The sequence below is a fragment of the Blastococcus sp. Marseille-P5729 genome (genome assembly GCF_900292035.1).
GTDB lineage: Bacteria > Actinomycetota > Actinomycetes > Mycobacteriales > Antricoccaceae > Cumulibacter.
On sequence record NZ_OMPO01000002.1, the window covers coordinates 493,904 to 518,298 of the forward strand.

At 68.2% G+C, this 24,395-nt stretch carries 32 protein-coding genes and 1 pseudogene; 5 read left to right on the plus strand and 28 right to left on the minus strand.

The genetic code is table 11. The features are described from left to right. Positions 1–46 precede the first annotated feature (46 nt). The 15 genes from DAA40_RS10855 to rpsJ all read right to left on the minus strand — a co-directional run bounded on the left by DAA40_RS10855 (position 47) and on the right by rpsJ (position 7,189). Positions 47–232 carry a type Z 30S ribosomal protein S14 gene (locus DAA40_RS10855; protein ID WP_106849737.1) on the minus strand — a complete coding sequence of 62 codons (186 nt, stop codon included), beginning with the start codon at positions 230–232 and terminating at the stop codon, positions 47–49. A 3-nt stretch (positions 233–235) separates the two neighbouring features. Beyond that, positions 236–805: a 50S ribosomal protein L5 gene (gene rplE / locus DAA40_RS10860; protein ID WP_106849738.1), complete on the minus strand. Its 570-nt coding sequence runs from the start codon at positions 803–805 to the stop codon at positions 236–238. Between the two features lie 3 nt (positions 806–808). Continuing rightward, entirely contained in the window at positions 809–1,132 is a 324-nt protein-coding gene (gene rplX, locus DAA40_RS10865) for a 50S ribosomal protein L24 (RefSeq protein WP_106849739.1), read from the minus strand. 3 nt (positions 1,133–1,135) lie between these two features. Continuing rightward, positions 1,136–1,504 (minus strand): 50S ribosomal protein L14, encoded by a 369-nt coding sequence (rplN, locus tag DAA40_RS10870; protein WP_106849740.1) that lies wholly within the window; start codon positions 1,502–1,504, stop codon positions 1,136–1,138. Positions 1,505–1,598: 94 nt separating this feature from the next. Continuing rightward, complete coding sequence (gene rpsQ, locus DAA40_RS10875) at positions 1,599–1,916, minus strand: 30S ribosomal protein S17 (RefSeq protein WP_106849741.1); 318 nt, start codon at positions 1,914–1,916, stop codon at positions 1,599–1,601. 3 nt (positions 1,917–1,919) lie between these two features. After that, the gene (gene rpmC / locus DAA40_RS10880; protein ID WP_106849742.1) at positions 1,920–2,156 is read right to left on the minus strand and encodes a 50S ribosomal protein L29; all 237 of its coding nucleotides are present in this window, start codon (positions 2,154–2,156) and stop codon (positions 1,920–1,922) included. Beyond that, positions 2,156–2,572 carry a 50S ribosomal protein L16 gene (gene rplP / locus DAA40_RS10885; protein ID WP_106849743.1) on the minus strand — a complete coding sequence of 139 codons (417 nt, stop codon included), beginning with the start codon at positions 2,570–2,572 and terminating at the stop codon, positions 2,156–2,158. The genes rpmC and rplP overlap by 1 nt, the downstream gene beginning before the upstream one ends. A 3-nt stretch (positions 2,573–2,575) precedes the next feature. After that, positions 2,576–3,484: a 30S ribosomal protein S3 gene (gene rpsC / locus DAA40_RS10890; RefSeq protein ID WP_106849744.1), complete on the minus strand. Its 909-nt coding sequence runs from the start codon at positions 3,482–3,484 to the stop codon at positions 2,576–2,578. Continuing rightward, a complete protein-coding gene (gene rplV / locus DAA40_RS10895) occupies positions 3,484–3,876 on the minus strand; it encodes a 50S ribosomal protein L22 (RefSeq protein ID WP_106849745.1) in 393 nt (130 codons plus the stop codon). Before rplV ends, rpsC begins: the two co-directional genes overlap by 1 nt. Before the next feature lie 46 nt (positions 3,877–3,922). Next, a complete protein-coding gene (gene rpsS / locus DAA40_RS10900) occupies positions 3,923–4,204 on the minus strand; it encodes a 30S ribosomal protein S19 (protein ID WP_106849746.1) in 282 nt (93 codons plus the stop codon). Between the two features lie 10 nt (positions 4,205–4,214). Beyond that, positions 4,215–5,048, minus strand: coding sequence for a 50S ribosomal protein L2 (gene rplB / locus DAA40_RS10905; RefSeq protein ID WP_106849747.1), 834 nt, complete (start codon positions 5,046–5,048; stop codon positions 4,215–4,217). A 47-nt stretch (positions 5,049–5,095) separates the two neighbouring features. Beyond that, complete coding sequence (gene rplW / locus DAA40_RS10910) at positions 5,096–5,392, minus strand: 50S ribosomal protein L23 (protein ID WP_106849748.1); 297 nt, start codon at positions 5,390–5,392, stop codon at positions 5,096–5,098. 2 nt (positions 5,393–5,394) lie between these two features. Beyond that, entirely contained in the window at positions 5,395–6,135 is a 741-nt protein-coding gene (gene rplD, locus DAA40_RS10915; protein ID WP_106849749.1) for a 50S ribosomal protein L4, read from the minus strand. Then, positions 6,135–6,809, minus strand: coding sequence for a 50S ribosomal protein L3 (gene rplC / locus DAA40_RS10920; protein ID WP_106849750.1), 675 nt, complete (start codon positions 6,807–6,809; stop codon positions 6,135–6,137). The genes rplD and rplC overlap by 1 nt, the downstream gene beginning before the upstream one ends. 74 nt (positions 6,810–6,883) lie before the next feature. After that, on the minus strand, positions 6,884–7,189 hold the full coding sequence (rpsJ, locus tag DAA40_RS10925; RefSeq protein WP_003938093.1) for a 30S ribosomal protein S10: 306 nt from the start codon (positions 7,187–7,189) through the stop codon (positions 6,884–6,886). A gap of 573 nt (positions 7,190–7,762) precedes the next feature. On the opposite strand from rpsJ, the gene DAA40_RS10930 reads away from it, so the two are divergent. Then, complete coding sequence (locus DAA40_RS10930) at positions 7,763–8,932, plus strand: MFS transporter (RefSeq protein ID WP_106849751.1); 1,170 nt, start codon at positions 7,763–7,765, stop codon at positions 8,930–8,932. Here DAA40_RS10930 and DAA40_RS10935 read toward each other — a convergent pair. Continuing rightward, positions 8,845–9,585: a sirohydrochlorin chelatase gene (locus DAA40_RS10935; RefSeq protein WP_158716385.1), complete on the minus strand. Its 741-nt coding sequence runs from the start codon at positions 9,583–9,585 to the stop codon at positions 8,845–8,847. The two genes, DAA40_RS10930 and DAA40_RS10935, sit on opposite strands and share 88 nt — an antisense overlap. Before the next feature lie 244 nt (positions 9,586–9,829). On the opposite strand from DAA40_RS10935, the gene aqpZ reads away from it, so the two are divergent. Both aqpZ and DAA40_RS10945 read left to right on the plus strand, forming a co-directional pair. Further along, complete coding sequence (aqpZ, locus tag DAA40_RS10940; protein ID WP_234356342.1) at positions 9,830–10,597, plus strand: aquaporin Z; 768 nt, start codon at positions 9,830–9,832, stop codon at positions 10,595–10,597. Between the two features lie 93 nt (positions 10,598–10,690). Continuing rightward, positions 10,691–11,446 carry a Sir2 family NAD-dependent protein deacetylase gene (locus DAA40_RS10945; RefSeq protein WP_106849753.1) on the plus strand — a complete coding sequence of 252 codons (756 nt, stop codon included), beginning with the start codon at positions 10,691–10,693 and terminating at the stop codon, positions 11,444–11,446. A 92-nt stretch (positions 11,447–11,538) separates the two neighbouring features. Here DAA40_RS10945 and DAA40_RS10950 read toward each other — a convergent pair whose 3' ends face one another. The 5 genes and pseudogenes from DAA40_RS10950 to DAA40_RS16685 form a co-directional block, all read right to left on the minus strand. Continuing rightward, the gene (locus DAA40_RS10950; RefSeq protein WP_106849754.1) at positions 11,539–11,934 is read right to left on the minus strand and encodes a hypothetical protein; all 396 of its coding nucleotides are present in this window, start codon (positions 11,932–11,934) and stop codon (positions 11,539–11,541) included. Next, entirely contained in the window at positions 11,924–12,589 is a 666-nt protein-coding gene (locus DAA40_RS10955; RefSeq protein WP_106849755.1) for a hypothetical protein, read from the minus strand. Before DAA40_RS10955 ends, DAA40_RS10950 begins: the two co-directional genes overlap by 11 nt. A 54-nt stretch (positions 12,590–12,643) precedes the next feature. Beyond that, complete coding sequence (locus DAA40_RS10960; protein ID WP_106849756.1) at positions 12,644–13,282, minus strand: FMN-binding negative transcriptional regulator; 639 nt, start codon at positions 13,280–13,282, stop codon at positions 12,644–12,646. A 90-nt stretch (positions 13,283–13,372) separates the two neighbouring features. Beyond that, a complete protein-coding gene (chrA, locus tag DAA40_RS10965) occupies positions 13,373–14,575 on the minus strand; it encodes a chromate efflux transporter (RefSeq protein ID WP_199849704.1) in 1,203 nt (400 codons plus the stop codon). Between the two features lie 9 nt (positions 14,576–14,584). Continuing rightward, positions 14,585–15,724: pseudogene (locus DAA40_RS16685) on the minus strand (TIGR03617 family F420-dependent LLM class oxidoreductase). An 80-nt stretch (positions 15,725–15,804) separates the two neighbouring features. Here DAA40_RS16685 and DAA40_RS10975 point away from each other — a divergent pair. Further along, entirely contained in the window at positions 15,805–16,137 is a 333-nt protein-coding gene (locus tag DAA40_RS10975) for a hypothetical protein (RefSeq protein ID WP_106849758.1), read from the plus strand. Here DAA40_RS10975 and DAA40_RS10980 read toward each other — a convergent pair. The 7 genes from DAA40_RS10980 to DAA40_RS11010 all read right to left on the minus strand — a co-directional run bounded on the left by DAA40_RS10980 (position 16,134) and on the right by DAA40_RS11010 (position 23,550). Then, on the minus strand, positions 16,134–17,549 hold the full coding sequence (locus tag DAA40_RS10980) for an amidohydrolase (protein WP_106849759.1): 1,416 nt from the start codon (positions 17,547–17,549) through the stop codon (positions 16,134–16,136). The genes DAA40_RS10975 and DAA40_RS10980 overlap by 4 nt on opposite strands. 79 nt (positions 17,550–17,628) lie before the next feature. Continuing rightward, the gene (gene tuf / locus DAA40_RS10985) at positions 17,629–18,825 is read right to left on the minus strand and encodes an elongation factor Tu (RefSeq protein ID WP_106849760.1); all 1,197 of its coding nucleotides are present in this window, start codon (positions 18,823–18,825) and stop codon (positions 17,629–17,631) included. 108 nt (positions 18,826–18,933) lie between these two features. After that, a complete protein-coding gene (gene fusA, locus DAA40_RS10990) occupies positions 18,934–21,024 on the minus strand; it encodes an elongation factor G (RefSeq protein ID WP_255413542.1) in 2,091 nt (696 codons plus the stop codon). 83 nt (positions 21,025–21,107) lie between these two features. Then, positions 21,108–21,581: a 30S ribosomal protein S7 gene (gene rpsG, locus DAA40_RS10995; protein ID WP_106849761.1), complete on the minus strand. Its 474-nt coding sequence runs from the start codon at positions 21,579–21,581 to the stop codon at positions 21,108–21,110. Then, positions 21,581–21,955 carry a 30S ribosomal protein S12 gene (gene rpsL, locus DAA40_RS11000; protein WP_106849762.1) on the minus strand — a complete coding sequence of 125 codons (375 nt, stop codon included), beginning with the start codon at positions 21,953–21,955 and terminating at the stop codon, positions 21,581–21,583. Before rpsL ends, rpsG begins: the two co-directional genes overlap by 1 nt. A 296-nt stretch (positions 21,956–22,251) precedes the next feature. Next, positions 22,252–22,656: a hypothetical protein gene (locus DAA40_RS11005; protein WP_106849763.1), complete on the minus strand. Its 405-nt coding sequence runs from the start codon at positions 22,654–22,656 to the stop codon at positions 22,252–22,254. Between the two features lie 66 nt (positions 22,657–22,722). Continuing rightward, complete coding sequence (locus tag DAA40_RS11010) at positions 22,723–23,550, minus strand: isoprenyl transferase (RefSeq protein WP_234356343.1); 828 nt, start codon at positions 23,548–23,550, stop codon at positions 22,723–22,725. Between the two features lie 104 nt (positions 23,551–23,654). Here DAA40_RS11010 and DAA40_RS11015 point away from each other — a divergent pair, with 104 nt between their 5' ends. Further along, positions 23,655–24,392 carry a hemolysin III family protein gene (locus DAA40_RS11015; protein ID WP_234356344.1) on the plus strand — a complete coding sequence of 246 codons (738 nt, stop codon included), beginning with the start codon at positions 23,655–23,657 and terminating at the stop codon, positions 24,390–24,392. Positions 24,393–24,395 lie beyond the last annotated feature (3 nt).

The window sequence follows — 24,395 nt, forward strand, 5'->3', positions numbered from 1 at the left end:
TTCCTTCCCGCCGCGGTTCCCTTCGGGGGCCTGCGGCGAAGATTCATTACCAGCTGGACTTGGTGATTCCGGGCAGCTCGCCCGCGTGCGCCATCTCGCGCAGGCAGATGCGGCACAGGCCGAACTTGCGGTAGACGGAGTGCGGGCGACCGCACTTGTTGCACCGCGTGTAGGCGCGCACGGCGAACTTGGGCTTGCGGTTCGCCTTGTTGATCAGGGCCTTCTTAGCCATGGCTTAGTCCTCCTTGAACGGGAAGCCGAGTGCCTTGAGCAGAGCCCGTCCCTCATCGTCGGTCTTGGCGGTGGTGACGACCGTGATGTCCATGCCGCGGACGCGGTCGATCTTGTCGATGTCGATCTCGTGGAACATCGACTGCTCGGTGAGCCCGAAGGTGTAGTTGCCGTTGCCGTCGAACTGCTTGGCCGACAGGCCGCGGAAGTCGCGGATGCGCGGCAGCGCCAGCGACAGGGTGCGGTCGAGGAACTCCCACATCCGGGTTCCACGCAGCGTGACCTTCGCGCCGATCGGCTGGCCCTCGCGCAGCTTGAACTGCGCGATGGACTTCGTGGCGCGACGCAGCTGCGGCTTCTGCCCGGTGATCAGGGTGAGGTCGCGCAGCGCGCCGTCGATCAGCTTGGCGTCCTTGGCGGCGTCGCCGACACCCATGTTGACGACGACCTTCACCACGCGCGGGATCAGCATCGCATTCGAGTAGCCGAACTGCTCGCGCAGCGCGGGCGCGATCTCGTCGTTGTAGCGAGTCTTCAGGCGCGGGATGACGCGCTCGGGGGTCTCAGTAGTCATGGCTTAGAGGTCCTTGTCCTTGCCGGTGGCGCGCTTGGAGACGCGCACGTTGCGGCCGTCCTCGTCCTTGCGGTAGCCGACGCGGGTGGCCTTGCCCTCCTTGTCGACGACCATCACGTTGCTGACGTGGATCGCCGCCTCCTGGGTGACGATGCCGCCCTCCTGCGAGCCGCGCTGGCTGGCCTGCATCCGGGTGTGGCGCTTGACGCGACCGACGCCCTCGACGATGACCTTCTGCTTCTCCGGGTAGGCGGCGATGACCTTGCCCTTCGCGCCCTTGTCCTTGCCGGAGATGATCAGGACGGTGTCGCCCTTCTTGACCTTCATCGGTTACAGCACCTCCGGGGCGAGCGAGATGATCTTCATGTACCTCTTGTCGCGCAGCTCGCGCCCGACAGGGCCGAAGATGCGGGTGCCGCGAGGCTCGCCGTCCGGCTTGATCAGGACGGCGGCGTTCTCGTCGAACTTGATGTAGGAGCCGTCGGGGCGACGCTTCTCCTTGACGGTGCGGACGATGACGCACTTGACGACATCGCCCTTCTTGACGCCGGCGCCGGGAATGGCGTCCTTGACGGTGGCGACGATGACATCACCGATGCCGGCGTAGCGGCGACCGGAACCGCCGAGGACCCGAATGCACAGGACCTCTCGGGCTCCGGTGTTGTCGGCGACCCGAAGTCGCGACTCCTGCTGAATCACTTCTACTCCCAGTTGTCTGCCGGTTCTCGCCTAGCGCGAGCCTGGCCGAACGGATTGGATACTCACCGGCCGCCGAGGCGGCCGTCGGCCCGGGTTAGCGGGCCTTCTCGATGACCTGGACCAGGCGCCAGCGCTTGGTGGCCGACAGCGGGCGGGTCTCCATGACGCGCACGCGGTCGCCGATGCCGGCCTCGTTGTTCTCGTCGTGGACCTTCAGGCGCGAGCTGCGGCGCATGACCTTGCCGTACAGCGCGTGCTTGACTCGGTCCTCGACCTGAACGACGACGGTCTTGTCCATCTTGTCGCTGACTACGATGCCGCTGCGCACCTTGCGGTAGTTGCGGTCACCGCCGTGGCCGATCTCCTTGTCGAGGGTCTCGTCCGGCTTGTCAGTCACTACTTCATCAGCCATGTGTTAGCTCCCGCTGCTCTCGCTCGGTGCCGATGCCAGGCCCAGCTCGCGCTCGCGCAGGATCGTGTAGATCCGGGCGATGTCGCTGCGGACGGCCTTCAGCCGCTTGTGGTTGTCCAGTTGGCCGGTCGCGACCTGGAAGCGCAGGTTGAACAGCTCTTCCTTCGACTCGCGCAGGCGAGTCTCGAGCTCGTCATCCTCGAGCTCACGCAGGTCCGACGGCGAGGTTCCGACTGCCATTAGAACTCCTGATCGCGCTTGACGATGCGGCACTTCATCGGGAGCTTGTGGATCGCGCGGCGAAGTGCCTCGCGGGCGATCTGCTCGTTTGGGTAGGTCAGCTCGAACAGCACGCGGCCCGGCTTCACGTTGGCCACCCACCACTCCGGCGAGCCCTTGCCCGAGCCCATGCGGACCTCGGCGGGCTTCTTGGTCAGCGGGCGGTCCGGGAAGATGTTGATCCAGACCTTGCCGCCACGGCGGATGTGGCGGTTGATGGCGATACGAGCGGACTCGATCTGGCGGTTGGTGACGTACGCCGGCTCCATGGCCTGGATGCCGTAGTCACCGAACGTGACGCGGGTGCCGCCGCTGGCAGCGCCGGCGCGACCCGGGTGATGCTGCTTGCGGTACTTGACCTTGCGAGGGATAAGCATGGCTCAGGAGTCCTTCTCAGTCTCTGCCTCGGCGGCCGGCTCCGGCTGCGGGGCGGTCGCCTCGGCGACGTTCGCCTCGGCGGCGGGCTGCTCGGTCTCGGGGACGGCGACCGGCTCGGCCGGAGCCGACTCGGCCGGTCCGGCGGCGGCCTGGGCGGCGGCGCGGCCGGCCTCGGTCGACACGCCGGTGGTGCCCGACGAACCCGATCGGCGCGGACGGCGCTCGGGGCGGTTGCGGCGGTGCTCGCGCAGCGCGGCCTCGGCGGCATCGCGCTCGGCCTTGCTCTGGGTCACATCGCCCTTGTAGATCCACACCTTCACGCCGATGCGGCCGAAGGTGGTGCGGGCCTCGTACAGGCCGAAGTCGATATTCGCGCGGAGGGTGTGCAAGGGCACGCGACCCTCGCGGTAGAACTCCGAGCGCGACATTTCGGCACCGCCGAGACGGCCCGAGCACTGGATGCGGATGCCCTTCACGCCCGGCGAGCGCATCGCCGACTGCTGGGCCTTGCGCATCGCGCGGCGGAAGGCCACGCGGCTCGAGAGCTGCTCGGCGACGCCCTGGGCGACCAGCTGCGCATCGGACTCGGGGTTCTTGACCTCGAGGATGTTCAGCTGCACCTGCTTGCCGGTGAGCTTCTCCAGCTCACCGCGCAGCCGCTCGGCCTCGGCGCCGCGGCGACCGATGACGATGCCCGGGCGGGCGGTGTGGATGTCGACGCGAACCCGGTCGCGGGTGCGCTCGATGTCGACGCGGGCGATGCCGGCGCGCTCCATGCCTTCGGTCATGAGCTTGCGGATCGCCACGTCTTCCTTGACGTAGTCGGCGTACTGCTTGTCAGCGAACCAACGGCTCTTCCACTCGGTGGTGATACCGAGGCGGAAGCCGTGAGGGTTGACCTTCTGTCCCACTAGCGGGCACTCCCCTTCTTTGCGGGCTTCGAGGCCAGCGGCGCTACCTCGATGGTGATGTGGCTGGTGCGCTTGCGGATCCGGTAGGCGCGGCCCTGGGCGCGCGGACGGAAACGCTTCATCGTCGGACCCTCGTCGACGTACGCGCGGTGCACGACCAGCGTGTCGGCGTCGAGCTGGTGGTTCTCCTCGGCGTTCGCGATCGCGCTGGCCAGCACCTTGTACACCGGCTCGCTGGCCGACTGAGGAGCGAACTGAAGCAGCGTGAGCGCCTCGGAGGTCGGCAGGTCCCGGATGAGATCGATGACACGACGCGCCTTCATCGGCGTGACGCGCACATGCTTGGCACGCGCGCGGACGACCTGGACGTCGTCCTGTGCGGTGGCAGTCATTCGCTTATCCCCTTGCTGATTTCTCTACTGAATGCGGTGGTGAGCTCTAGCCGCGGCGCGACTTGCGATCGTCCTTGACGTGCCCCTTGAAGGTGCGCGTCGGGGCGAACTCGCCGAGCTTGTGGCCGACCATGGACTCCGAGACGAAGACCGGCACGTGCTTGCGGCCGTCGTGGACGGCGAAGGTGTGGCCGAGCATGTCGGGGATGATCGTCGAGCGACGCGACCAGGTCTTGATCACGGTCTTGGTGTTCTTCTCGTTCTGGGCGTCGACCTTCTTCAGCAGATGGTCGTCGACGAAGTAGCCCTTCTTGACCGAACGTGGCATCTCTTATTCCTTAGCGCTTCTTGCCGGTACGGCGACGACGGACGATCAGCTGATCGCTTGGCTTGCGGCGGCGGGTACGGCCCTCGGGCTTGCCGGCCGGGTTCACCGGATGGCGGCCACCAGAGGTCTTGCCCTCGCCACCACCGTGCGGGTGGTCAACCGGGTTCATGGCGACACCGCGGACGACCGGACGCTTGCCCTTCCAGCGCATGCGGCCGGCCTTGCCCCAGTCGATGTTGGCGTGCTCGGCGTTGCCGACCTCGCCGACGGTCGCGCGGCAGCGCGCGTCCACGTTACGGATCTCGCCGGAGGGCATGCGCAGCTGCGCGTACGGGCCGTCCTTGGCCACCAGCTGCACCGAGGCGCCGGCCGAGCGGGCGATCTTCGCACCGCCACCGGGACGCAGCTCGATGGCGTGGACGACGGTACCGGTCGGGATGTTGCGCAGGGGAAGGTTGTTGCCGGGCTTGATGTCGGCTCCGGGGCCGGACTCGACGGTTGCTCCCTGGCCGAGCCGCACCGGCGCCAGAATGTAGCGCTTCTCGCCGTCTGCGTAGTGCAGCAGTGCGATGCGTGCGGTGCGGTTGGGGTCGTACTCGATGTGAGCGACCTTGGCAGGAACGCCGTCTTTGTCCGCGCGGCGGAAGTCGATCAGCCGGTAGGCACGCTTGTGCCCACCACCCTGGTGGCGGGTGGTGACCTTTCCATGAGCGTTGCGGCCGCCCTTGTTGTGCAGCGGACGCACGAGCGACTTCTCCGGGGTGCTGCGGGTGATCTCTGCGAAGTCAGAGACGCTCGACCCGCGACGACCCGGAGTCGTCGGCTTGTACTTGCGGATGCCCATTGTGGTTTACCTATCTCGCTTCTTTGTTCGTTAGCTCGCTCGGCCAGCTAGCTGACCGAGCCTCCGAAGATCTCGATGCGATCGCCCTCGGCGACGGTCACGATCGCGCGCTTGGTGTCCTTGCGCTTGCCGTAGCCGAAGCGGGTGCGCTTGCGCTTGCCCTGGCGGTTGATGGTGTTCACCGACAGGACCTTCACGCCGAAGATCTGCTCGACGGCGATCTTGATCTGGGTCTTGTTGGCGTCCGGGTGGATGAGGAAGGTGTACTTGTTCTCCTCGATCAGCCCGTAGCTCTTCTCCGAGATGACCGGAGCGAGCAGTACGTCGCGGGGGTCGGCAGCCATGCCTACTTCTCCTCTTCGCTGGCCTGCGCCTTGGCCTCGGCCTGCTCGGCCTCGGCGAGGGCGGTGTCATCGACCGGGACCTCGACCGTGCCGGCCTGCTGGCCACCGGCGAGGAACTCCTGCAGACCGGACTCGGTGAAGACCACCGCGTCGGCGACCAGGACGTCGTACGTGTTGAGCTGGTCGGCGACCAGCAGGTGCACGTTGGGGACATTGCGCAGCGACACCCAGCCGGCCAGATCATCGCGATCCAGGACGACCAGCACCCGCTTGCGCTTGTTGGCGGCCACCTCGGTGGCCTGGGTCAGGATCGCCAAGGCGTCCTTGGTCTTGACGCTCTCGCCGTCGGAGAACCGCGAGACGACCGAGACCAGGCCCGCGCGGGCGCGGTCCGACAGGGCACCGCGCAGAGCGGCGGCCTTCATCTTCTTCGGGGTCTTCTGCGAGTAGTCGCGCGGCGTCGGGCCGTGGACGATGCCGCCGCCGGCGTACTGCGGAGCGCGGATCGAGCCCTGACGAGCGCGGCCGGTGCCCTTCTGGCGGTACGGCTTGGCGCCGCCGCCGCGGACCTCGCCGCGACCCTTGGTCTTGTGGGTGCCCTGGCGCTTGGCCGCGAGCTGAGCCACGACGACCTGGTGCATCAGGGAGATGTTGGCCTGCGCGTCGAAGATCTCCGCGGGGAGATCGACCGAGCCGGTCTTCTTGCCCTCGGCGTCGAGGACGTCAACGGTCAGGTTGGTCATTACTGCGCACCGCCCTTCGCGGCGTTCTTGACGGAGCTGCGAACGTAGACCACGCCCTTGGCGTTGCCCGGGATCGCACCCTTGATGAGCAGGAGGCCACGGTCGGCGTCCACGCGGACGACCTCCAGGCCGAGGGTGGTGACCCGCTCGTTGCCCATGCGTCCGGCCATCCGCAGGCCCTTGAACACGCGGCCGGGGGTGGCGCAGCCGCCGATCGAGCCCGGCTTGCGGTGGTTGCGGTGCGCTCCGTGGCTGGCCGACACGCCGGCGAAGCCGTGGCGCTTCATGACGCCGGCGAAGCCCTTGCCCTTGCTGGTGCCGGTGACGTCGACGGACTGGCCGGCCTCGAAGATGTCGAGGGTGATCTCCTGCCCAACCTCGTACGACTCGGCGTCGTCGGTGCGGATCTCGGCGATGTGGCGACGCGGGCTGACACCGGCCTTGCTGAAGTGGCCCTTCTGCGGCTGGTTGACCTTGCGCGGGTCGATCTCGCCGTAGCCGATCTGGATGGCGGAGTAGCCGTCGACATCCGGCTTGCGAACCTGGGTCACGACGCACGGGCCGGCCTTGACGACGGTCACCGGAACCATCCGGTTGTTGTCGTCGAAGACCTGGGTCATCCCCAGCTTCGTGCCAAGGACGCCGCGCTCGTTGCGGGTGTACTTGCTGGTCATCTGCTTGCTGTCCCTACTGATTTCAGGTTGCTACTGCTTCGTGCATTCGCATCGGCGTACGCCGACGTCGGCTGCTACTGGATGTTGACGTCGACGCTGGCCGGCAGATCGATACGCATCAGGGCGTCAACGGTCTTCGGGGTGGGGTCGAGGATGTCGATCAGGCGCTTGTGGGTGCGCATCTCGAAGTGCTCGCGGCTGTCCTTGTACTTGTGCGGCGAGCGGATGACGCAGTACACGTTCTTCTCAGTAGGCAGCGGCACTGGGCCGACCACGCGGGCGCCGGTACGGGTCACCGTCTCGACGATCTTGCGCGCCGAGGCGTCGATCGCTTCGTGGTCGTAGGCCTTGAGCCGGATGCGGATCTTCTGTCCCGCCACGCTTGCCGTCCTTTTCTTTGGTTCCCGGTGTTGGGTCCCGGGTTCGCTGAGGTCATTGCTTGAAGTTGTCGAGCTGGGCTGATGTGGCATCACGTCGCAGTACCGCGTAGTACCGCTCAGCCCGTCAGAGGCGCATGCCGGCGCCGGTGCGGCGCTCATGCAGGCGAGATCGTCATCCCTCGCTGCCACTGTGAACGTGTAACGGTGCTCCGGTCCACGCGCCCGGGCGTGTCGCCTGGTCGCGGCTCACCCACGTGCTACTTGGTGTGGATGTGGGCCGGATGCGCTCGCGTAGAGCGCACTTGCGGTGATGCGACGTAACATCACATCACGTTGCCCCGTGGGTGCACGACGAGCGCACTTCCCCCGAAAGGCAACCGTTCAAGTATGCCCTACGACCAGCGGGCGGCACAAACGGGGACCGAAGGTTCTTGCGGTGAACCCGGTCACGAGGGGACCCTCGGATGCGGTGGGTCTGACCCAGTTATCCCGGACGTGGTGGCGTTATACCCCGTTCGACGGCCTAGCGCGGGGTAAAAGCCACCGCATCAGCGGCGGGTAGCGTCGGACCACGTGAGTCACGGGCTGAGGCGGTGGGCGGCGGCCATCGTCACGGTGTTCTTCGCCGCGGGCCTGGGACTTGCCACCTACCTGTCTCGGACGCCGCACGTGCGTGACCTGCTCGGGGCGTCGACATCCGAGATGAGCCTGATGGTGATGTCGCTGGGCATCGGCTCGATGACCGGCCTGCTGGCGGCAGGCCACCTCGAATCTGCGCTCGGCCCACGGCGGGCGATCCTCGTCTTCGGCCTCGTCGCGCAGGCCGGGCTCATCGGGGCCGCCTTCGCCGGCGGCGCCCATTCATTCGTCGGGATGGCACTGGGACTCATCGTGTTCGGGCTGGGCGCCGGGACGGTGGACGTCGTAATGAACGTGAGCGCCGCGGCCGTCGAGCGGCAGCTCGCGCGCACGGTGATGCCGGTCTTCCATGCGATCTTCAGCCTCGGCACCCTGGCGGGAGCGGGTCTGGGCGCGCTCGCTGAGCGATACGGACTGCCGCTCATCCCTCCCCTGCTTCCGGTGGCAGCCATCAACGCCGCCGCCGTGTCTGTCACCAACCCCTGGATCTGCCAACCGCCATTGGAGCACGACGCCCCGGTTGGCGTCCGAGCGCGCCTCGGTGCGTGGAAGGATCGCCGCACCCTGCTGATCGGCGTCGTCGTTCTCGGGATGGCGCTCGCGGAAGGGAGCGCCAACGACTGGCTCGCCCTGACGATGGTCGATGGCCACGGGGTGAGCAACACCGGCGGCGCCGTGGCGCTTGGCGTCTTCCTCGCCTCCATGACCCTGACCCGCCTGGCGGGCGTGCGACTGGTCGACCGGATTGGGCGGGTGCTGGCGTTACGCGCCTGCGGCGCGCTGGCGTGCGGTGGACTACTGCTGGTGATCTTCGTCGATAACGCAGCCGTCGCGTACTCGGGTGTCGCGCTCTGGGGCGCGGGGGCGGCACTTGGCTTTCCGCTCGGGATGTCCGCGGCGGCTGAAGATCCGCGATACGCAGCGGCCCGCGTCAGCGTCGTATCGACGATCGGCTATATCGCCTTCTTGGTCGCACCGCCGGTGATCGGCTTCCTCGGCGAGCGAACGGGGCTACGTCACGCGCTGCTGCTCGTTCTCGTGCTCGTGGCGGCCGCGACGCTGCTCAGCGGCGCGCTGCGCGAACGGGCCGAGTCGAACCGCTGAAGAATGAGCTCGACCAGCAGGTCGTCGCTGCCGAGCGGGGCGCTCAAGTAGTCCGCTCCCGCCGAGCGCCAGCTCCGGTAGAGCCTGCCGCGGCCGAGGACGTACGCGGCGATGGCGACGTTCGACACGCGCTCTCGCATGTGCCGCACGGCGAGCGCCGGCTGGGCGTCGTCGCGGCCGAAGGCCAGCTCTACCGGCCCGACCCAACGAGCCCGCACGAGCTCCACCGCGGCGTTGGCTGCCTCACGAGCGCTGCCGGTGCGGTTGACCCCGGTGACGAGCACGACGCCGTCACCGTCGGCAGCACCTGCCGCGCGCAGCCGGTCGACGACGAGCTGCGCGAGCGCCGGGTCCGGGCCGAGGGGCTCGGCGGCAACCACGCGGTGCCGGCGGACGACGGACGCGATGGACTCACCTACGCCGGCGCCGGTGCACAGCAGCACGGGAACGATCACCGCCGTCCTGCCGGCCATGGCCAGTGACGCGGCGAGGTCACCGACGTGCGGCGACTGGATGTCGGCATACGCGCGGATGACGTCGATGCCGGGCCGCGTGCGGGCGACCTTGCGAGCGAGCCTGCGGACGGTGGCGGCCGCGCCGAGATCGCGCGTGCCGTTTGCGCAGAGCACGAGAGCCGGCTGGCGCTCACTCATCGCCGGTTCCGGGTCGTCGTCCACGCCGTCGAGGCGGACAGCCGGTGAACGTGCTGGAGCTGCGGGAACGGGTTCATCGACACGCCTCTCTCGCTGCGGATGCGTTCACGCTAGGCAGGCCGCGTTTCACCTAAATGCGGCTCTGTAAACAGCAGGAAAACACTCCAAGCACCGGAGTAAGGTCTTCGGCGCAATGCAAAGCCCGCCGGCGCAGCAGTGACCGGCCTGTCGAAAGGTCACCTCCGTGCACCCCACCATGCCCCAGCGCCTGTGGGCCGAGCTCCTCGGCACCTTCTGGCTCGTCTTCGGAGGCTGCGGCTCGGCCGTGCTTGCCGCCACCTTCGTCACTGACAGCTCCTACCCGGCCGGAATCGGCTTCGTCGGTGTTGCGCTGGCCTTCGGACTGACCGTCGTGACCGGCGCATACGCGGTCGGGCACCTCTCCGGCGGTCACTTCAACCCCGCGGTCACCCTCGGCCTGTGGGCCGGTCGTCGGGTCGAGAGCGCCGCGGTGCTGCCGTATATCGTCGCCCAGATCATCGGCGGCACCGTCGCCGGCGCGCTGCTGTACGTCATCGCCTCCGGCCAGGACGGGTTCGACGCCGTCGAGTCGGGCTTCGCCACGAACGGCTACGGCGACCGCTCCCCCGGCGGCTACTCACTGCTCGCCGTCCTGCTGATCGAGATCGTGCTGACCGCGGTCTTCATCTGGATCATTCTCGGCGTGACCTCCTCGCGGGCACCGAAGGGCTTCGCGCCGCTGGCCATCGGCCTGGCCCTGACGCTGATCCACCTGATCTCGATCCCGGTCTCCAACACCTCGGTCAATCCGGCGCGATCGCTGGGCGTGGCCTGGTTCGCCGGCGGTGAGGCGCTCGGCCAGGTGTGGCTGTTCCTCGTCGCCCCGATCGTCGGGGCGTTGATCGCGGGCTTCTCGTACCGCTATCTGACCGGTGACAACGACCAAGTCGAGCTCGATGAGCAGACCCAGCGGGCCGCGACGGAGACCTGATCACCTCCCCACCAGCTCGAAGGGCCCCTGCACCGAGGCGCAGGGGCCCTTCGGCGTACTGCGCGACCTCCCGACCGAGGCTACCCTCGGGGCATGACCGAGCTCGCTGACCTGCTGCGCGACGCCGAGCGCGTCGTGGCCTTCACCGGTGCCGGAATCTCCACCGAATCAGGCATCCCCGACTTCCGCTCCCCCGGCGGCGTGTGGACCAAGTACGACCCACGCGAGTTCACCTTCGACCGGTACGTGGAGTCCGCCGACGTACGCCGCAAGTCGTGGGCGATGCGCGAGGAGCTGTTCGCCCACACCCCCGAACCCAACGCGGCGCACCGGGCACTGGCTCGCCTGGAGCAGCAGGGCCGCGCACTCGGCGTCATCACCCAGAATATCGACGGGCTGCACCAGGACGCCGGCTCGCAGAAGGTCATCGAGATCCACGGCACGATGCGCGAGGTCGAGTGCATCGGCGCGGCGCCGCGCTACGGCACCCCGGAGGGCTGCGGCTTCCGGCGCGACACCGAGTGGGTATTCGAGCTGCTCGACGGTGGGGACGACGACCCGCGCTGCCCGGAGTGCGCCGGCATCATCAAGTCGGCAACCATCAGCTTCGGGCAGATGATGCCGACCGACGCCCTGGAGGAGGCCATCGAGATGGCGCAGCGCGCCGACGTCCTGCTGACCATCGGATCCTCGCTGCAGGTCTACCCGGCCGCCGAGATCCCGATGATCGGGAAGGAAGCGGGCGCGGCGCTCGCGATCGTCAACCGCGACCCGACGCCCTTCGACGGGATCGCCGACCTGGTGATCCACGCCGGCGCGGGCGACACGCTCGGGAACGCCGTCCGCTAGCAGACCGCAGCACGCGCACCGACGACCGCGACCTGATCGACGAGCCCTACCCCACCTTCGCCCGGCTCCGCGCGCACGGCTAGCGACAGAACCTAGCCGCCACGCCGCTGGAGCAGGGCGAGGTACGCCGCGACCAGCCCGCAGCCTTCCACGAGGATGACGGCCACCCACGCCCACCAAGGCACCAGATGCGGCCAACGTCCCACGGCAGCCGCTGCAGCCGGCACCGACAATGCGGCTGCCGCCAGCACCGGCCAGGGTCCGCTCCGGCGCCGCCAGCGGACGAGCGCCAGTGCCGAGACCAGCGGGAGGACGACGAGCGCGGTTGCCAACGCGAGCAGCAGCCATTGCTCCCCACGAGCGAGCAGCGAGATCACCCGGGGCAGGCGATCGGCACCGATCGTGATGACCGCGCCCGCGAGCGCCAGGAGCCAGCCTGCGAGGTGGACCGCGGCCAGCGCCGTGACGGTGCGGCGGTCAGTCGGCACGGCTGCCGTCGGTTACCCCCACCTCGTCGATGCAGAAGCCGTCGGAGCCCTGCTTCATCGTCAGCTCGACCACGAGGAAGGCACCGGCGATGTTGCCCTCGCCGTCCACTCGCACCGTCGCGCTGCCACCGTCCTCGGACTGCTCGACCTCGACGATAGTGAAGCTCATCTCGGGGTCCTCGCCGCCGGCCTCGGCACGGCCGTCCGCGATCGCCTCGTTCAGGGTGCCCATGTCCGTGGACGACGGGGCCTGGCACAGCAGGTCGAGACCGGCCTCGACGTCGAGGTCCTCGGCGGCGGCGATCGCGTCGGCGGTGACCTGGCTGACCTCGGGCGCCGACTCGCGCTGCGCAGCCGCGAGACCGTAGTCCTCCGGGTCTGAGGCCCTATCGGGCGATAGCCCGACGATCAGCCACACCAACAAGCCGATGGCCAGGACGCCGCCGATAGCGGCGAGCGGGACCCAGGGGCGTCTGCGGCTCGGCGGCGACGGCGGTGACATCTGCCAGGCCCCGGACTGCGGATGCGGCTGGGTCGGCAGTCCCCAAGGCTGCTGGGATCCGGTCTGTGGCCCGGGCTGGTTCACGGACGCGGGCTGCCAGCCGGCAGGCCCGCCGTGCTGGTGCTGGTACGGGTCGGGGGTCGGTCCGCTCATGCGCGTCCTCCTGCCGGTCGGTTGCCCCGTCGGGCGTCACGCCCTGGGTTGTTCCTACACGAGCCCGTTGAAATGCGCGACCGCACCCGCCCCGTCGTGGTCGGCGACCGAGCGCAGCCCGTCAAGCACGCCCCGGCGATCGGCCTCGGGACGGTTCTGGCTGAACTTGGCCTTCGCCTCGATCGAGTGGATCCGCAGCTCCATTCCCTTGATTGCGCGCAGCTGCCCGTCGATGAACCTCTCGGGCGCGTCGGTGACCTGCCAGCGCTCGGCGAAGGGCTGCTCGAAGTGCTCGGTCAGCCGGGTCACCAGATCACGCAGCCACTCGGTGTCGTGGTGGACGACGAGCTCGCCGCGGATGTTGATGGTGAGGTGGTTCCAGGTCGGCACCACCCGGCCGTGCTCGGCCTTCGACGGGTACCACATCGGCGTGATGTAGGAATCGCTGCCGTGCACGATCACCAGCGAGTCGCCGGTCGGCTCGGCCTTCCAGTGCTCGTTCTGCAGCGCGAAGTGACCGAGCAGTGCACCGTGCTCACCGATGCCGGCGTCGTACAGCATCGGCATGAAGGTGCTGGCCAGCCCGATGGCGGTCGGGGTCACGAGATCGGCCGCGCCGAGGTTCTCCAGGACGTCGGCGATCTGGTCGTCGGTCATCTGGAATGCGCTCGGCACATACGTTGGAACTCCCATGCCGATGACGATAGTCGCGGAGGTTCGGATGCGATTCGGGATCAGCCGGCGTTGGCCCGCACCGCATCGCGAGACCGTCTATGAAGGCCGTCAGATCAGGGTGACCAGCCAGGCGATCACCGCGGTGCCGACCACTACGACCCAGGGCGGCAGCTTGGCGATCATGAGTGCCGCGAACGCGACGAGCGCGATGAGCGCGTCCTTCCAGTCGAAGACCGCGTGCGTGATCACCGGGTCGTACCAGGCCGCCGCGAGAATCCCCACCACCGCGGCGTTCACACCGCGCAACGCGGCTCGCATGTCGGCGTTCGCGCGCAGCCGGTCCCAGAACGGCATGACGCCGACGACGAGGAAGAAGCTCGGCAGGAAGATCGCCAGCAGCGCGACGACCGTCATCAGCAGCGGCTGGGTCATGGACGCGCCGAGGTAGGCGGCGAAGGTGAATAGCGGGCCGGGGACGGCCTGCGCCGCGCCGTAGCCGGCGATGAAGTCATCGGTGCTGACCCAGCCCGGACCGACCACCTCGGACTGCAGCAGCGGCAGGACGACGTGTCCACCACCGAAGACCATTGAACCGACTCGATAGAAGGTGTCGGCCACCTGCACTGCGAACGCGCCCGTGGCGCGGGCCAGCAGCGGCAGCGCCACCAGCAGCGCCACGAAGGCGCCCAGCGCGATCAGTCCGGTGCGACGCGAGATCGTGCGATCCGGCTGGCCGATCTCGGCGGCGGACGACGTCCGCCGGAACAGCAGCCAGCCGATGATCAACCCAGCGGCGACGACGCTGATCTGCACCCACGCGGCCCGCCAGACCAGCGAGACGGCCAGTGCGGCGACGGCGATCAGGAACTCCAGCGGTCCGCGGCAAGCCGTCTTCGCCATCTGCCAGAGCGCCTGGGCGACCACCGCGACCGCGACCAGCATCAGACCGTGCAGGACGCCGTCCGGCACCTGGCTGGCCAGCCCCCACGCGAACGCGGCCAACGCGATCGCGGAGGGCAGGGTGAAGCCGGTCCACGCAGCGAGCGCACCCGGCAGGCCCGCGCGCTTCAGCCCGACGGCGATGCCGACCTGGGAGGACGCCGGTCCGGGCAGGAACTGGCACAGCGAGACGAGATCGGCGTACTCCTCGCCGCGCAGCCACTTCTTGCGATCGACGAACTCGGTGCGGAAGTACCCGAGGTGCGCGATCGGACCGCCGAAGGAGGTCAGCCCCAGCCGGAGGAAGGTGAGAAAGACCGACCACGTCGAGGAACGGGCAGGCGCATCGGCAGTCACGGGGCGATCGGGCACCGCGCCAGGCTACTGAGGCCGGGTGAACAGCAGGCCAACAGCGCGCCGCCTGTAATACTCCCCCAGGATCGTGCGGCGCGCGTCCGAGCCGTCGTCTCCCTGGATGGTCGCTGCGAGCTCGGTGAGGGTCTGCTCGTCCTCCTCGGAGTTCACCGCGATGGAGAACTCGGTGTCGGTGACGACGCTGCGGAACCGGTCGAGCAGCCGCTCGCCGATGACGTCGTAGGTGCCGATCACGGCGAACTGGTCGAGGATCTCGTCGCTGATCATCGGCGGGAGCTCCTCCCACCGTTGGGCCTTCGACAGCACGGCCGCCTCGCGCGCGAGATCGCCGAGCCCGAGGTGCTCGAAGGCCTTGATGTAGCCGGGGGTCGAGGCGTAGAAGGCGATCCGGGCACGCGCGTCGCGCACCTTCGGCGCGAGCTCCTCCTCGGTACGAGCGCTGGCCACCAACGGCTTCATGCAGACCCGGAAGTCCTACAGCGACCGGCCGGTCTTGGCCGCTCCCTTGCGCACGGCCGGCAGCATGACCTCGCGAATGTAGGACGGCGTGCACACCGGGTGCGGCCGGACGCCGTCCGCCACCTCACCGGCGATCTGGCACATGAACGGGTTCACCGCGGCCAGGTGGATCGGGATCTCGGGGTGCTCGATCGGTCCGGGGTTGAACAGCGGCACCATCAGGTTGAGGTTGTAGCGCTCGCTCTCGTACTGCAGCGGCGCCTCGTTCTGCCAGGTGTCCCACACCGCTCGGATCGCGCCGACGTAGTCGCGCATCCACGGGCCGGGCTTGTGCCATTCCATGCCGTAGCGCCGCGTGATGTGCCCACGCACCTGCGTGCCCAGTCCCAGCGTGAACCGTCCTGCGGACAGCTTCTGCACGCTCCAGGCGCTCATCGCCGTGATCGTGGGGCTGCGCGGGAAGGACATCGCGACCGCGGTGCCGATCTGCAGCTTGCTCGTGGCGGACGCCGCGAGCGCCATGATGACGTACGGGTCGTCCTTGGTCTCCTCGACGACGACGCCCGAGTACCCGGCGCGCTCGAGCAGCTGCGACCACTCGCCAACCTTGCCGAGGTCCAACGGGATCTCGGGGGCACGGAGCCCGGGGTCGACCTTGCCGAGTGGGAGCAGTGTTTCCAGACGCATGCACGATGTCTACCGCCTCCCTCCGGTGCGGTCAAACAGCCGTCGCGACACGGGCCAATTCCCGGGGGTTAGATAGGGGAATGAGCACGTCACTGTCGCAGGTCGTCCCGGAACTGATCGAGTCCGCTCGCGCTGCCGAGCGTGGGCTGGCCACCGCGATGGGCGCGTCGTCCGGCCCGCTTCGTCAGGTCGTGGCGGCGTTGCGCGCGGATGCGCTGCTTCCCGACCACGAGAATCCCGGCGATGCGACCTTGCAGTGCCTCGAGGGCGAGGTCGAGCTCGCGACGACCAGCGGCTCCTCCAGTGTGGTGCTGACCCAGGGGGATCTCGTGGTGATCCCCCACGAGCGGCACTACCTGCGAGCGGTCACCGACACCGCCGTCATCATCACGCAGCGCCGCGACGTCCACTAGAAGACGCGCGCGCCGGCGATGAAGGTCGCCGACACGGACGGGCGAGGGACCTGCAACGGGTCGTCGTCCAGCAGCACGAGGTCGGCCGGCTGCCCTACGGCGACCTGCCGCCCGTCGACGCTGGCGGCGAGCGCCTCGGCGCGGCTGATCGCCTGCTCGGGGTGCCACGGCGGCTCGCCGTCGGCCGATCGGCGCGCGGCGACGTCCGTGGCCAGCCAGGGATCGAGGGGCGCGACCGGTGCGTCGCTACCGAGCGCGAGCGTGAGACCCGCATCGAGCATTGAGCGCAGCGGGAAGCAGCGATCGGTCCGCCCGGCCCAGTAGTCGTCGGCGATGCCGCGGTCATCGAGCAGGTGGGCCGGCTGCACGCTCGCGGTCAGGCCCATCGTGGCCATGCGCGGCAGGTCCGCGCCGCGGACCAGCTGCGCGTGCTCGATGCTGCCCCGCGCCCCCGTAGCCTCGATGCCGCGCAGGACCGCGTCCACCGCGGCATCGCCGATCGCATGCAGGGCCACCTCGAGACCGCCATCCACCGCGCGACGCAGCAACCCGGCCAGCTCCGCCTCGGTGTAGTTGAGCACTCCTCTCGACCCGGTTCCGGCGTACGGCTCGCAGCAGTAGGCAGTCCGCGTGCCGAGCGAGCCGTCGACGATCACCTTCAGTGGCCCCATGGTCACCAGCCCACCGAGCGGATCACCGCTGCGCAGGCCCGCGGCGAGGGCCGAGTCGACGTCCTCGGGGTAGACGCCGCTGCGCACTCGCAACGGCGGCAGGCCGGACACGCGCTCGGGCCAGCACCGGAAACCGGCTTCCAGCTCCAGGTCGACGATCCCGACGACACCGAGCCGGTGCGCCGCGGTGATCACGTTCGCGTAATCCTCACGCGTCGGTGCGAGGTCGAGGACGCGGGCCAACCGGGGAAAGGCCTCGAACCACTCCCGCTCGACGAGCACCCCGTCACGTGCGGGGAGCTCTGCCCTGGCGAGCGCTGCACTGCTCAGCCAGGCGTTGTGGGAGTCGCCGGAGATCAGCATGACCGGGCGGTTCCCGACGACCTCGTCGAGGTCGGCGACGGCCGGTGCATGTTCCCAGCTGGCGAGCCGATAGCCGAACCCGATGACGGCCCGCCCGTCTGCGCCGGCCCCGTCGTCGAGGGCGCTGCGCACCCGCTGCAAGGCCTCGTCCGGCGACGCGGTGTGGCTGAGGTCGATGCGGCGACTGGCACTCGCCCACTGCCCGAGATGCACGTGCTTGTCCCAGAGACCAGGGATGACCCAGCGGCCGGCACCCTCGACAACCGGGCCGCCGCTGGCCGGCAATCCGTGATCGACAGCCGCGATGCGTTCGCCGTCCAGCAGGACGTCGACCGGCTCCTCGACCCGACCGACGAACCGGACGTAACGCAGCAGCACCGGTCACCTCCTTCTTTCGGTATGCCGAAGGGCCGCCTCCCTCACGGGAAGCGGCCCTTCGGTGATCAGCAGCCGGTGGCTACTTGGTGATCTTGGTGACGCGGCCGGCGCCGACGGTGCGGCCACCCTCGCGGATAGCGAAGCGCAGGCCCTCCTCCATCGCGATCGGCTGGATCAGCTTGACGCTCATCTCGGTGTTGTCGCCCGGCATGACCATCTCGGTGCCCTCGGGGAGGGTCACGACGCCGGTCACGTCCGTGGTACGGAAGTAGAACTGCGGGCGGTAGTTGTTGAAGAACGGGGTGTGACGGCCACCCTCGTCCTTGCTCAGGATGTAGACGTTGCCCTCGAACTCGGTGTGCGGGGTGATCGAGCCCGGCTTGCAGACGACCTGGCCACGCTCGACGTCCTCGCGCTTGGTACCGCGAAGCAGCAGACCGACGTTGTCACCCGCCTCGCCGTAGTCGAGCAGCTTGCGGAACATCTCGACACCGGTGACGGTGGTCTTCTGCGACGCCTCGCGGATGCCGACGATCTCGACTTCCTCGTTGACGTTGATCTTGCCGCGCTCGATACGACCGGTGACGACGGTGCCACGGCCGGTGATGGTGAAGACGTCCTCGATCGGCATCAGGAACGGCTTGTCGGTGTCGCGCTCCGGGTCCGGGATGAACTCATCGACGGCGTCCATGAGCTCGGCAACCTTGGCGCCCCACTCGGCGTCGCCCTCAAGAGCCTTCAGGCCCGAGACACGGATGACCGGAGCGTCGTCGCCGGGGAACTCGTACTGCGACAGCAGCTCGCGAACCTCGAGCTCGACGAGCTCCAGGATCTCGTCGTCGACGTCGGGCGAGTCGCACTTGTTCAGCGCGACGACGATGTAGGGAACGCCGACCTGGCGGGCCAGGAGCACGTGCTCCTTGGTCTGCGGCATCGGGCCGTCGGTGCCCGAGACGACCAGGATCGCGCCGTCCATCTGAGCCGCGCCGGTGATCATGTTCTTGATGTAGTCGGCGTGACCCGGAGCGTCGACGTGCGCGTAGTGGCGCTTCTCGGTCTGGTACTCCTGGTGCGAGACGTTGATCGTGATGCCGCGCTGCTTCTCCTCAGGCGCGTTGTCGATCTCGTCGAAGGCAGCAGCCTTGTTCAGGTCTGGGTACTTGTCCGCCAGAACCTTGGTGATAGCGGCAGTCAGGGTCGTCTTCCCGTGGTCGACGTGACCGATCGTGCCGATGTTTACGTGCGGCTTAGTCCGCTCGAACTTCTCCTTCGCCACTGGCGGTGTCCTCCTCGGACGTGTTGGGAACGTCGTTGTGACGTGCCGTGTTTGGAACCTTACAAATCTTACTGAAGCGCTTTGCTGGTGCGCTGCGCGGTGGTGCTGTTACTCGCCCGTCGCCTTCGCGATGATCTCCTTGGCCACGTTCGAGGGAACCTCCGCGTACGAGTCGAAGACCATGCTGTACGACGCGCGGCCCTGGGTGCGCGAGCGCAGGTCGCCCACGTAGCCGAACATCTCCGACAGCGGGACCAGTGCCCGGACGACGCGGGAGCCGTGACGCTCCTCCATCGCCTGGATGATTCCGCGGCGGGAGTTCAGGTCGCCGATGACGTCGCCCATGTTCTCCTCGGGAGTGACGACCTCCACGGCCATGACCGGCTCGAGGATGACCGCGCCGGCCTGGCGCAGCGCCTCGCGCATCGCCATGGTGCCGGCGATCTTGAACGCCATCTCGGAGGAGTCGACGTCGTGGAACTGGCCGTCGACGAGGGTGCACTTGACGCCCACGACCGGGTACCCCGCGAGGACGCCGTACTGCAGTGCGTCCTGCGCACCGGCGTCCACCGAGGGGATGTACTCCTTCGGCACGCGGCCACCGGTGACGGCGTTGTCGAACTCGTAGGTGGCGCCGTCCTCGCGGGCCTCCAGCGGCTCGACCTTGATCTGCACCTTGGCGAACTGGCCAGACCCACCGGTCTGCTTCTTGTGGGTGTAGTCCAGGCGCTCGACGGTCTTGCGGATCGCCTCGCGGTAAGCCACCTGCGGCTTGCCGACGTTGGCCTCGACGTTGAACTCGCGGCGCATGCGATCGACCAGCACCTCGAGGTGCAGCTCGCCCATGCCGGAGATGATGGTCTGGCCCGACTCTTCGTCGTTCTCGACCTTGAAGGTCGGGTCCTCCTCGGCGAGCTTCTGGATCGCGACGCCCAGCTTCTCCTGGTCGGACTTGGTCTTGGGCTCGATGGCGACCGAGATGACGGTCTCGGGGAAGCTCATCGACTCGAGCACGATCGGGTTCTGCGAGTCGCACAGGGTCTCACCAGTGGTGGTCTGCTTCAGACCCGCGACGGCGATGATGTCGCCGGCGCCGGCGGTCTGGCGCTCCTCACGCTTGTTGGCGTGCATCTGGTAGATCTTGCCGATGCGCTCCTTGCGGTCCTTGGTCGAGTTGATGACCTGGTCGCCGACGGAGACGGTGCCGGAGTAGACGCGCACGTAGGTGAGCTTGCCGAGGTGCGGGTCGGTCTGGATCTTGAACGCCAGGCCGGAGAACGGCTGGTCGTCGCTGGGCTCGCGCTTGGCCTCGGTCTCGCCGTCCTGCAGGGTGCCGTAGACGGCGCCGATGTCGAGCGGCGAGGGAAGGTAGGCGATCACGTTGTCAAGCAGCGGCTGCACGCCCTTGTTCTTGAATGCGGTGCCGCACATGACGGGGTTGAGTGCACTGGCGATCGTGGCGCGGCGGATGCCGGCCTTGATCTCCTCGTTGGAGAGTTCCTCGCCGCCGAGGTACTTCTCCATGATCTCGTCGTCGTTCTCAGCGAGCGTCTCGAGCAGCTTCTCGCGGTACTCCTCGGCCTTGTCCTGCAGGTCCGCAGGGATGTCCTCGACCTCGTAGTCCTCGCCGAGCTTGGTCTCGCCGCGCCAGACGAGAGCCTTCATCCGGATCAGGTCGACGACGCCGATGAAGTCGGCCTCGGCACCGATCGGCAGCTGCAGCACCAGCGGGGTGGCGCCGAGGCGGTCGATCATCATCTGCACGCAACGGTAGAAGTCCGCGCCGGTGCGGTCCATCTTGTTGACGAAGCACATGCGCGGCACGTTGTACTTGTCGGCCTGACGCCACACGTTCTCAGTCTGCGACTCCACGCCGGCGACGCCGTCGTACACCGCGATCGCGCCATCGAGCACGCGCAGGGAGCGCTCCACCTCGACCGTGAAGTCGACGTGCCCCGGGGTGTCGATGATCTGGATCGTGTGATCCTTCCACGAGCACTTGGTGGCCGCGGAGGTGATAGTGATGCCGCGCTCCTGCTCCTGCTCCATCCAGTCCATGGTGGCGGAGCCTTCGTGCGTCTCACCGATCTTGTAGTTGATGCCGGTGTAGAACAGGATGCGCTCGGTCGTGGTGGTCTTGCCGGCATCGATGTGCGCCATGATGCCGATGTTGCGGACCTTGGAGAGGTCGTTAGCCACTCGATTTACTCGCAATCGCGTTGTGGGTGATGATTCGAACTACGCCGGCGCCATCGCTCTGTGGGCGACGGAAGCCGGGATGGTTACCAGCGGTAGTGCGCGAAGGCCTTGTTGGACTCGGCCATCTTGTGCATGTCCTCGCGACGCTTGACGCTCGCTCCGAGACCGTTGGAGGCGTCGAGGATCTCGTTCATCAGGCGCTCGGTCATGGTCTTCTCACGACGCTGCCGGCTGTAGGCGACCAGCCAGCGCAGAGCGAGGGTGTTGGCGCGGGCCGGCTTGACCTCGACGGGGACCTGGTAGGTCGCGCCGCCGACGCGGCGGGACTTGACCTCGAGGGCCGGCTTGATGTTGTCGAGCGCGCGCTTGAGGGTGATGACCGGGTCGTTGCCGTCGGTCTTGGCGCGGGCGCCCTCCAGGGCGCCGTACACGATCCGCTCGGCGGTCGATCGCTTGCCCGACAGCAGGATCTTGTTGACCAGCGAGGTCACGACCGGGTTGCCGTATACCGGATCGCTGATGACCGGACGGCGAGGCGCTGGGCCCTTGCGAGGCATTAGCTCTTCTCCTTCTTGGCGCCGTAGCGCGAACGTGCCTGCTTGCGGCCGCGCACACCCTGGGTGTCCAGCGAGCCACGGATGATCTTGTAGCGGACGCCCGGCAGGTCCTTCACACGGCCACCGCGCACCAGCACGATGGAGTGCTCCTGCAGGTTGTGGCCGACGCCCGGGATGTAGGCGGTGACCTCGATGCCGCTGGAGAGCTTGACGCGGGCGACCTTGCGCAGCGCCGAGTTCGGCTTCTTCGGGGTGGTGGTGTACACGCGGGTGCACACGCCGCGGCGCTGGGGGCTTCCCTTCAGCGCAGGCGTGTTGGTCTTGGTGACCTTGTCCTGGCGGCCCTTGCGGACCAGCTGCTGGATGGTTGGCATACTGCCGCTTCGTCTCCTCAAACTCACAGCGACTGCCGGGACGCTCCGCGCCTAGCGCTGCTGCTCTGTGTACTTGCTTCTTCGTGATGTGCAACGTCGTTGGTGTGCCCGCCGGCACCCGAGCTCGGGCGTGTCGCGTCGGATCGCACCTCAGCGGCCTACCGGTGTGCTCGCTGCTGCTTCGCGCAGCACACACCTGCGCACGGCGCCGTAGGGCGTGAGCACAAGGGTCAATGCTACCCGCCACTGCTGCGACGCGTCAAAGTGAGCCAGAACCCAATACCGTGATCCGGCGCTCATCCCCGACGGGCTGCAGAGTCCCCCACGAGGTAGCGGACCTGTCGACCTGGCACGACCTCGGCGGTGGGCTGCACTCCCAGCCGCTTCTGCGGCGCGTGCGCCAGGATCCCCAGCGTCGCGTTGACGACCTCGAGCCGGCCCGTGTCCGTCGCGTCCTGCATCACCTTGCGCACCCGCGCCGGCAGGGACAGCGGCCACAGCAACAGCAGCAACGGCAGCAGCACGACCCACCACGCCGTCGACAGCGACTTGGTCACCAGCAGGATGACCAGGACGACGACGGCGGCGGCGACCGGCGCGACGGCGCCCAAGGCGACGTTCTTGGCCAGGCTCGGCCAGGCAGAGGGCCAGGTCGCCGGCAGGGCGGAATTCGACGGGTTGCCCCTGAGCTGGGTCGACATGCGCATCAGCGTACTGAAGCCAGGGCCGGTCGCGGGGCCGTTTCGGCACTCTTGCTGGCGGCCCTCTCAACCGCCGAATCGCCGGTGGCGGTGCGTGTACTCGCGCACCGCACGCAGGAAGTCCACCCGCCGGAAGTCGGGCCAATAGACGTCGGAGAAGTAGAACTCCGAGTTGGCGGTCTGCCACAGCAGGAATCCCGACAGCCGCTGTTCCCCCGACGTGCGGATGATCAGGTCCGGGTCGGGCTGACCACGGGTGTACAGGTGCGCCGCGATGTCGTCGAGATCGATCGACTCGCCGACCTCCCGCAGGCTCATCCCCTCCTCGGCGGCCGAACGCAGCGCGCCACGGACGGCATCGACGATCTCCTGCCGGCCGCCGTACCCGACGGCGATGTTCACCGTCATCCCCGCGCGCCCCTCGGTGGCCGAGGCGGCGGTGGTCAGCTCGTCGACCATCGCGGCGGGCAGCAGGTTGGTCGCCCCGAGCACCCTGACGCGGCGGTCCGTGCCCGGGCGGCTGAGCCGTCGAACGACGTCCACGATGATCTGCAGCAGCGGGGCGAGCTCCTTGGGCGCCCGGTTGGTGAGATTGTCGGTCGACAGCAGCCAGATGGTGACCACGTCGACGCCGAGCTCCTCGCACCAGCTCATCAGGTCATCGAGCTTCTCGCCGCCGTAACGGTGCCCGTCGACCCCCTCGAAGCCCATCTCGCGGGCCCATCGGCGGTTGCCGTCGACGATGACGCCGATGGGGCGCGGCACGCTTGCGCGTTCGAGATCCGCCACTACCCGGCGCTCGTAGGCGGTGTACAGCGCGGGGCTGAGGACGCGCTTGAGACGTTTGCGGGCCTTGGTCCACGCCCGGCGTGCCACATCTGCGCGAGTGCTCACGACACTGGACCCTATCGCCTCCCGGCAGACGCCGCGGAGACGTCGCGGAGCGATTCTCCGCATACCTACGGCACCGTAGGTTATGCGAGAGTAGCCTGAGCGCCGTGACTGATCCCAGCACTCCCGCTGCGCTTGTCCAGCGGCTCCAGGCCGAGCGTTATCTGGCCGACATGGACCCGGACTACGAGCCGCTCGACACCCGCCCGACCTGGCGCGGCTGGATCCACTTCGCCGCCTTCTTCACCGCGATCGCGCAGACCGCGGTGCTGATTCCGCTGGCCGCCGTGCAAAGTGGGCGGGCCGCACTCGGGGTGTCGATCTACTGCGTGGCGATGCTCGCGATGTTCGGCACCTCGGCGCTCTACCACCGGCGGCGGTGGTCGACCCGCGGCTGGCGCATCATGAAGCGTCTCGACCACTGCATGATCTTCCTGTTCATCGCCGGCACCTATGCCCCGTTCGGGTTCATGGCGCTCGACGGCGCAACTCGATGGTGGGTGCTCGGCGTGGTGTGGGGCGGCTGCGCGGCGGGGATCGCGCTGAAGCTGTTCTGGCCGCTGGCGCCGCGATGGGTCGGGGTGCCGATCTACATCGCGGTGGGCTGGGCGGCGGTGTTCGTGCTCGGACCGCTCTTGCGCAATGGCGGGCTGACCGCCCTCGTGCTGCTCATCGTCGGCGGCGTCTGCTACACGCTCGGCGCGATCTGCTACGCGACGAGATGGCCCAACCCGCGCCCGGGGCACTTCGGCTACCACGAGGTGTTCCACGCCTTCACCGTGCTGGCAGCCCTCAGCCACTACATCGCGGTGTTCCTGGTGCTCTACTCGAGCCCGCTGCTGTAGTTC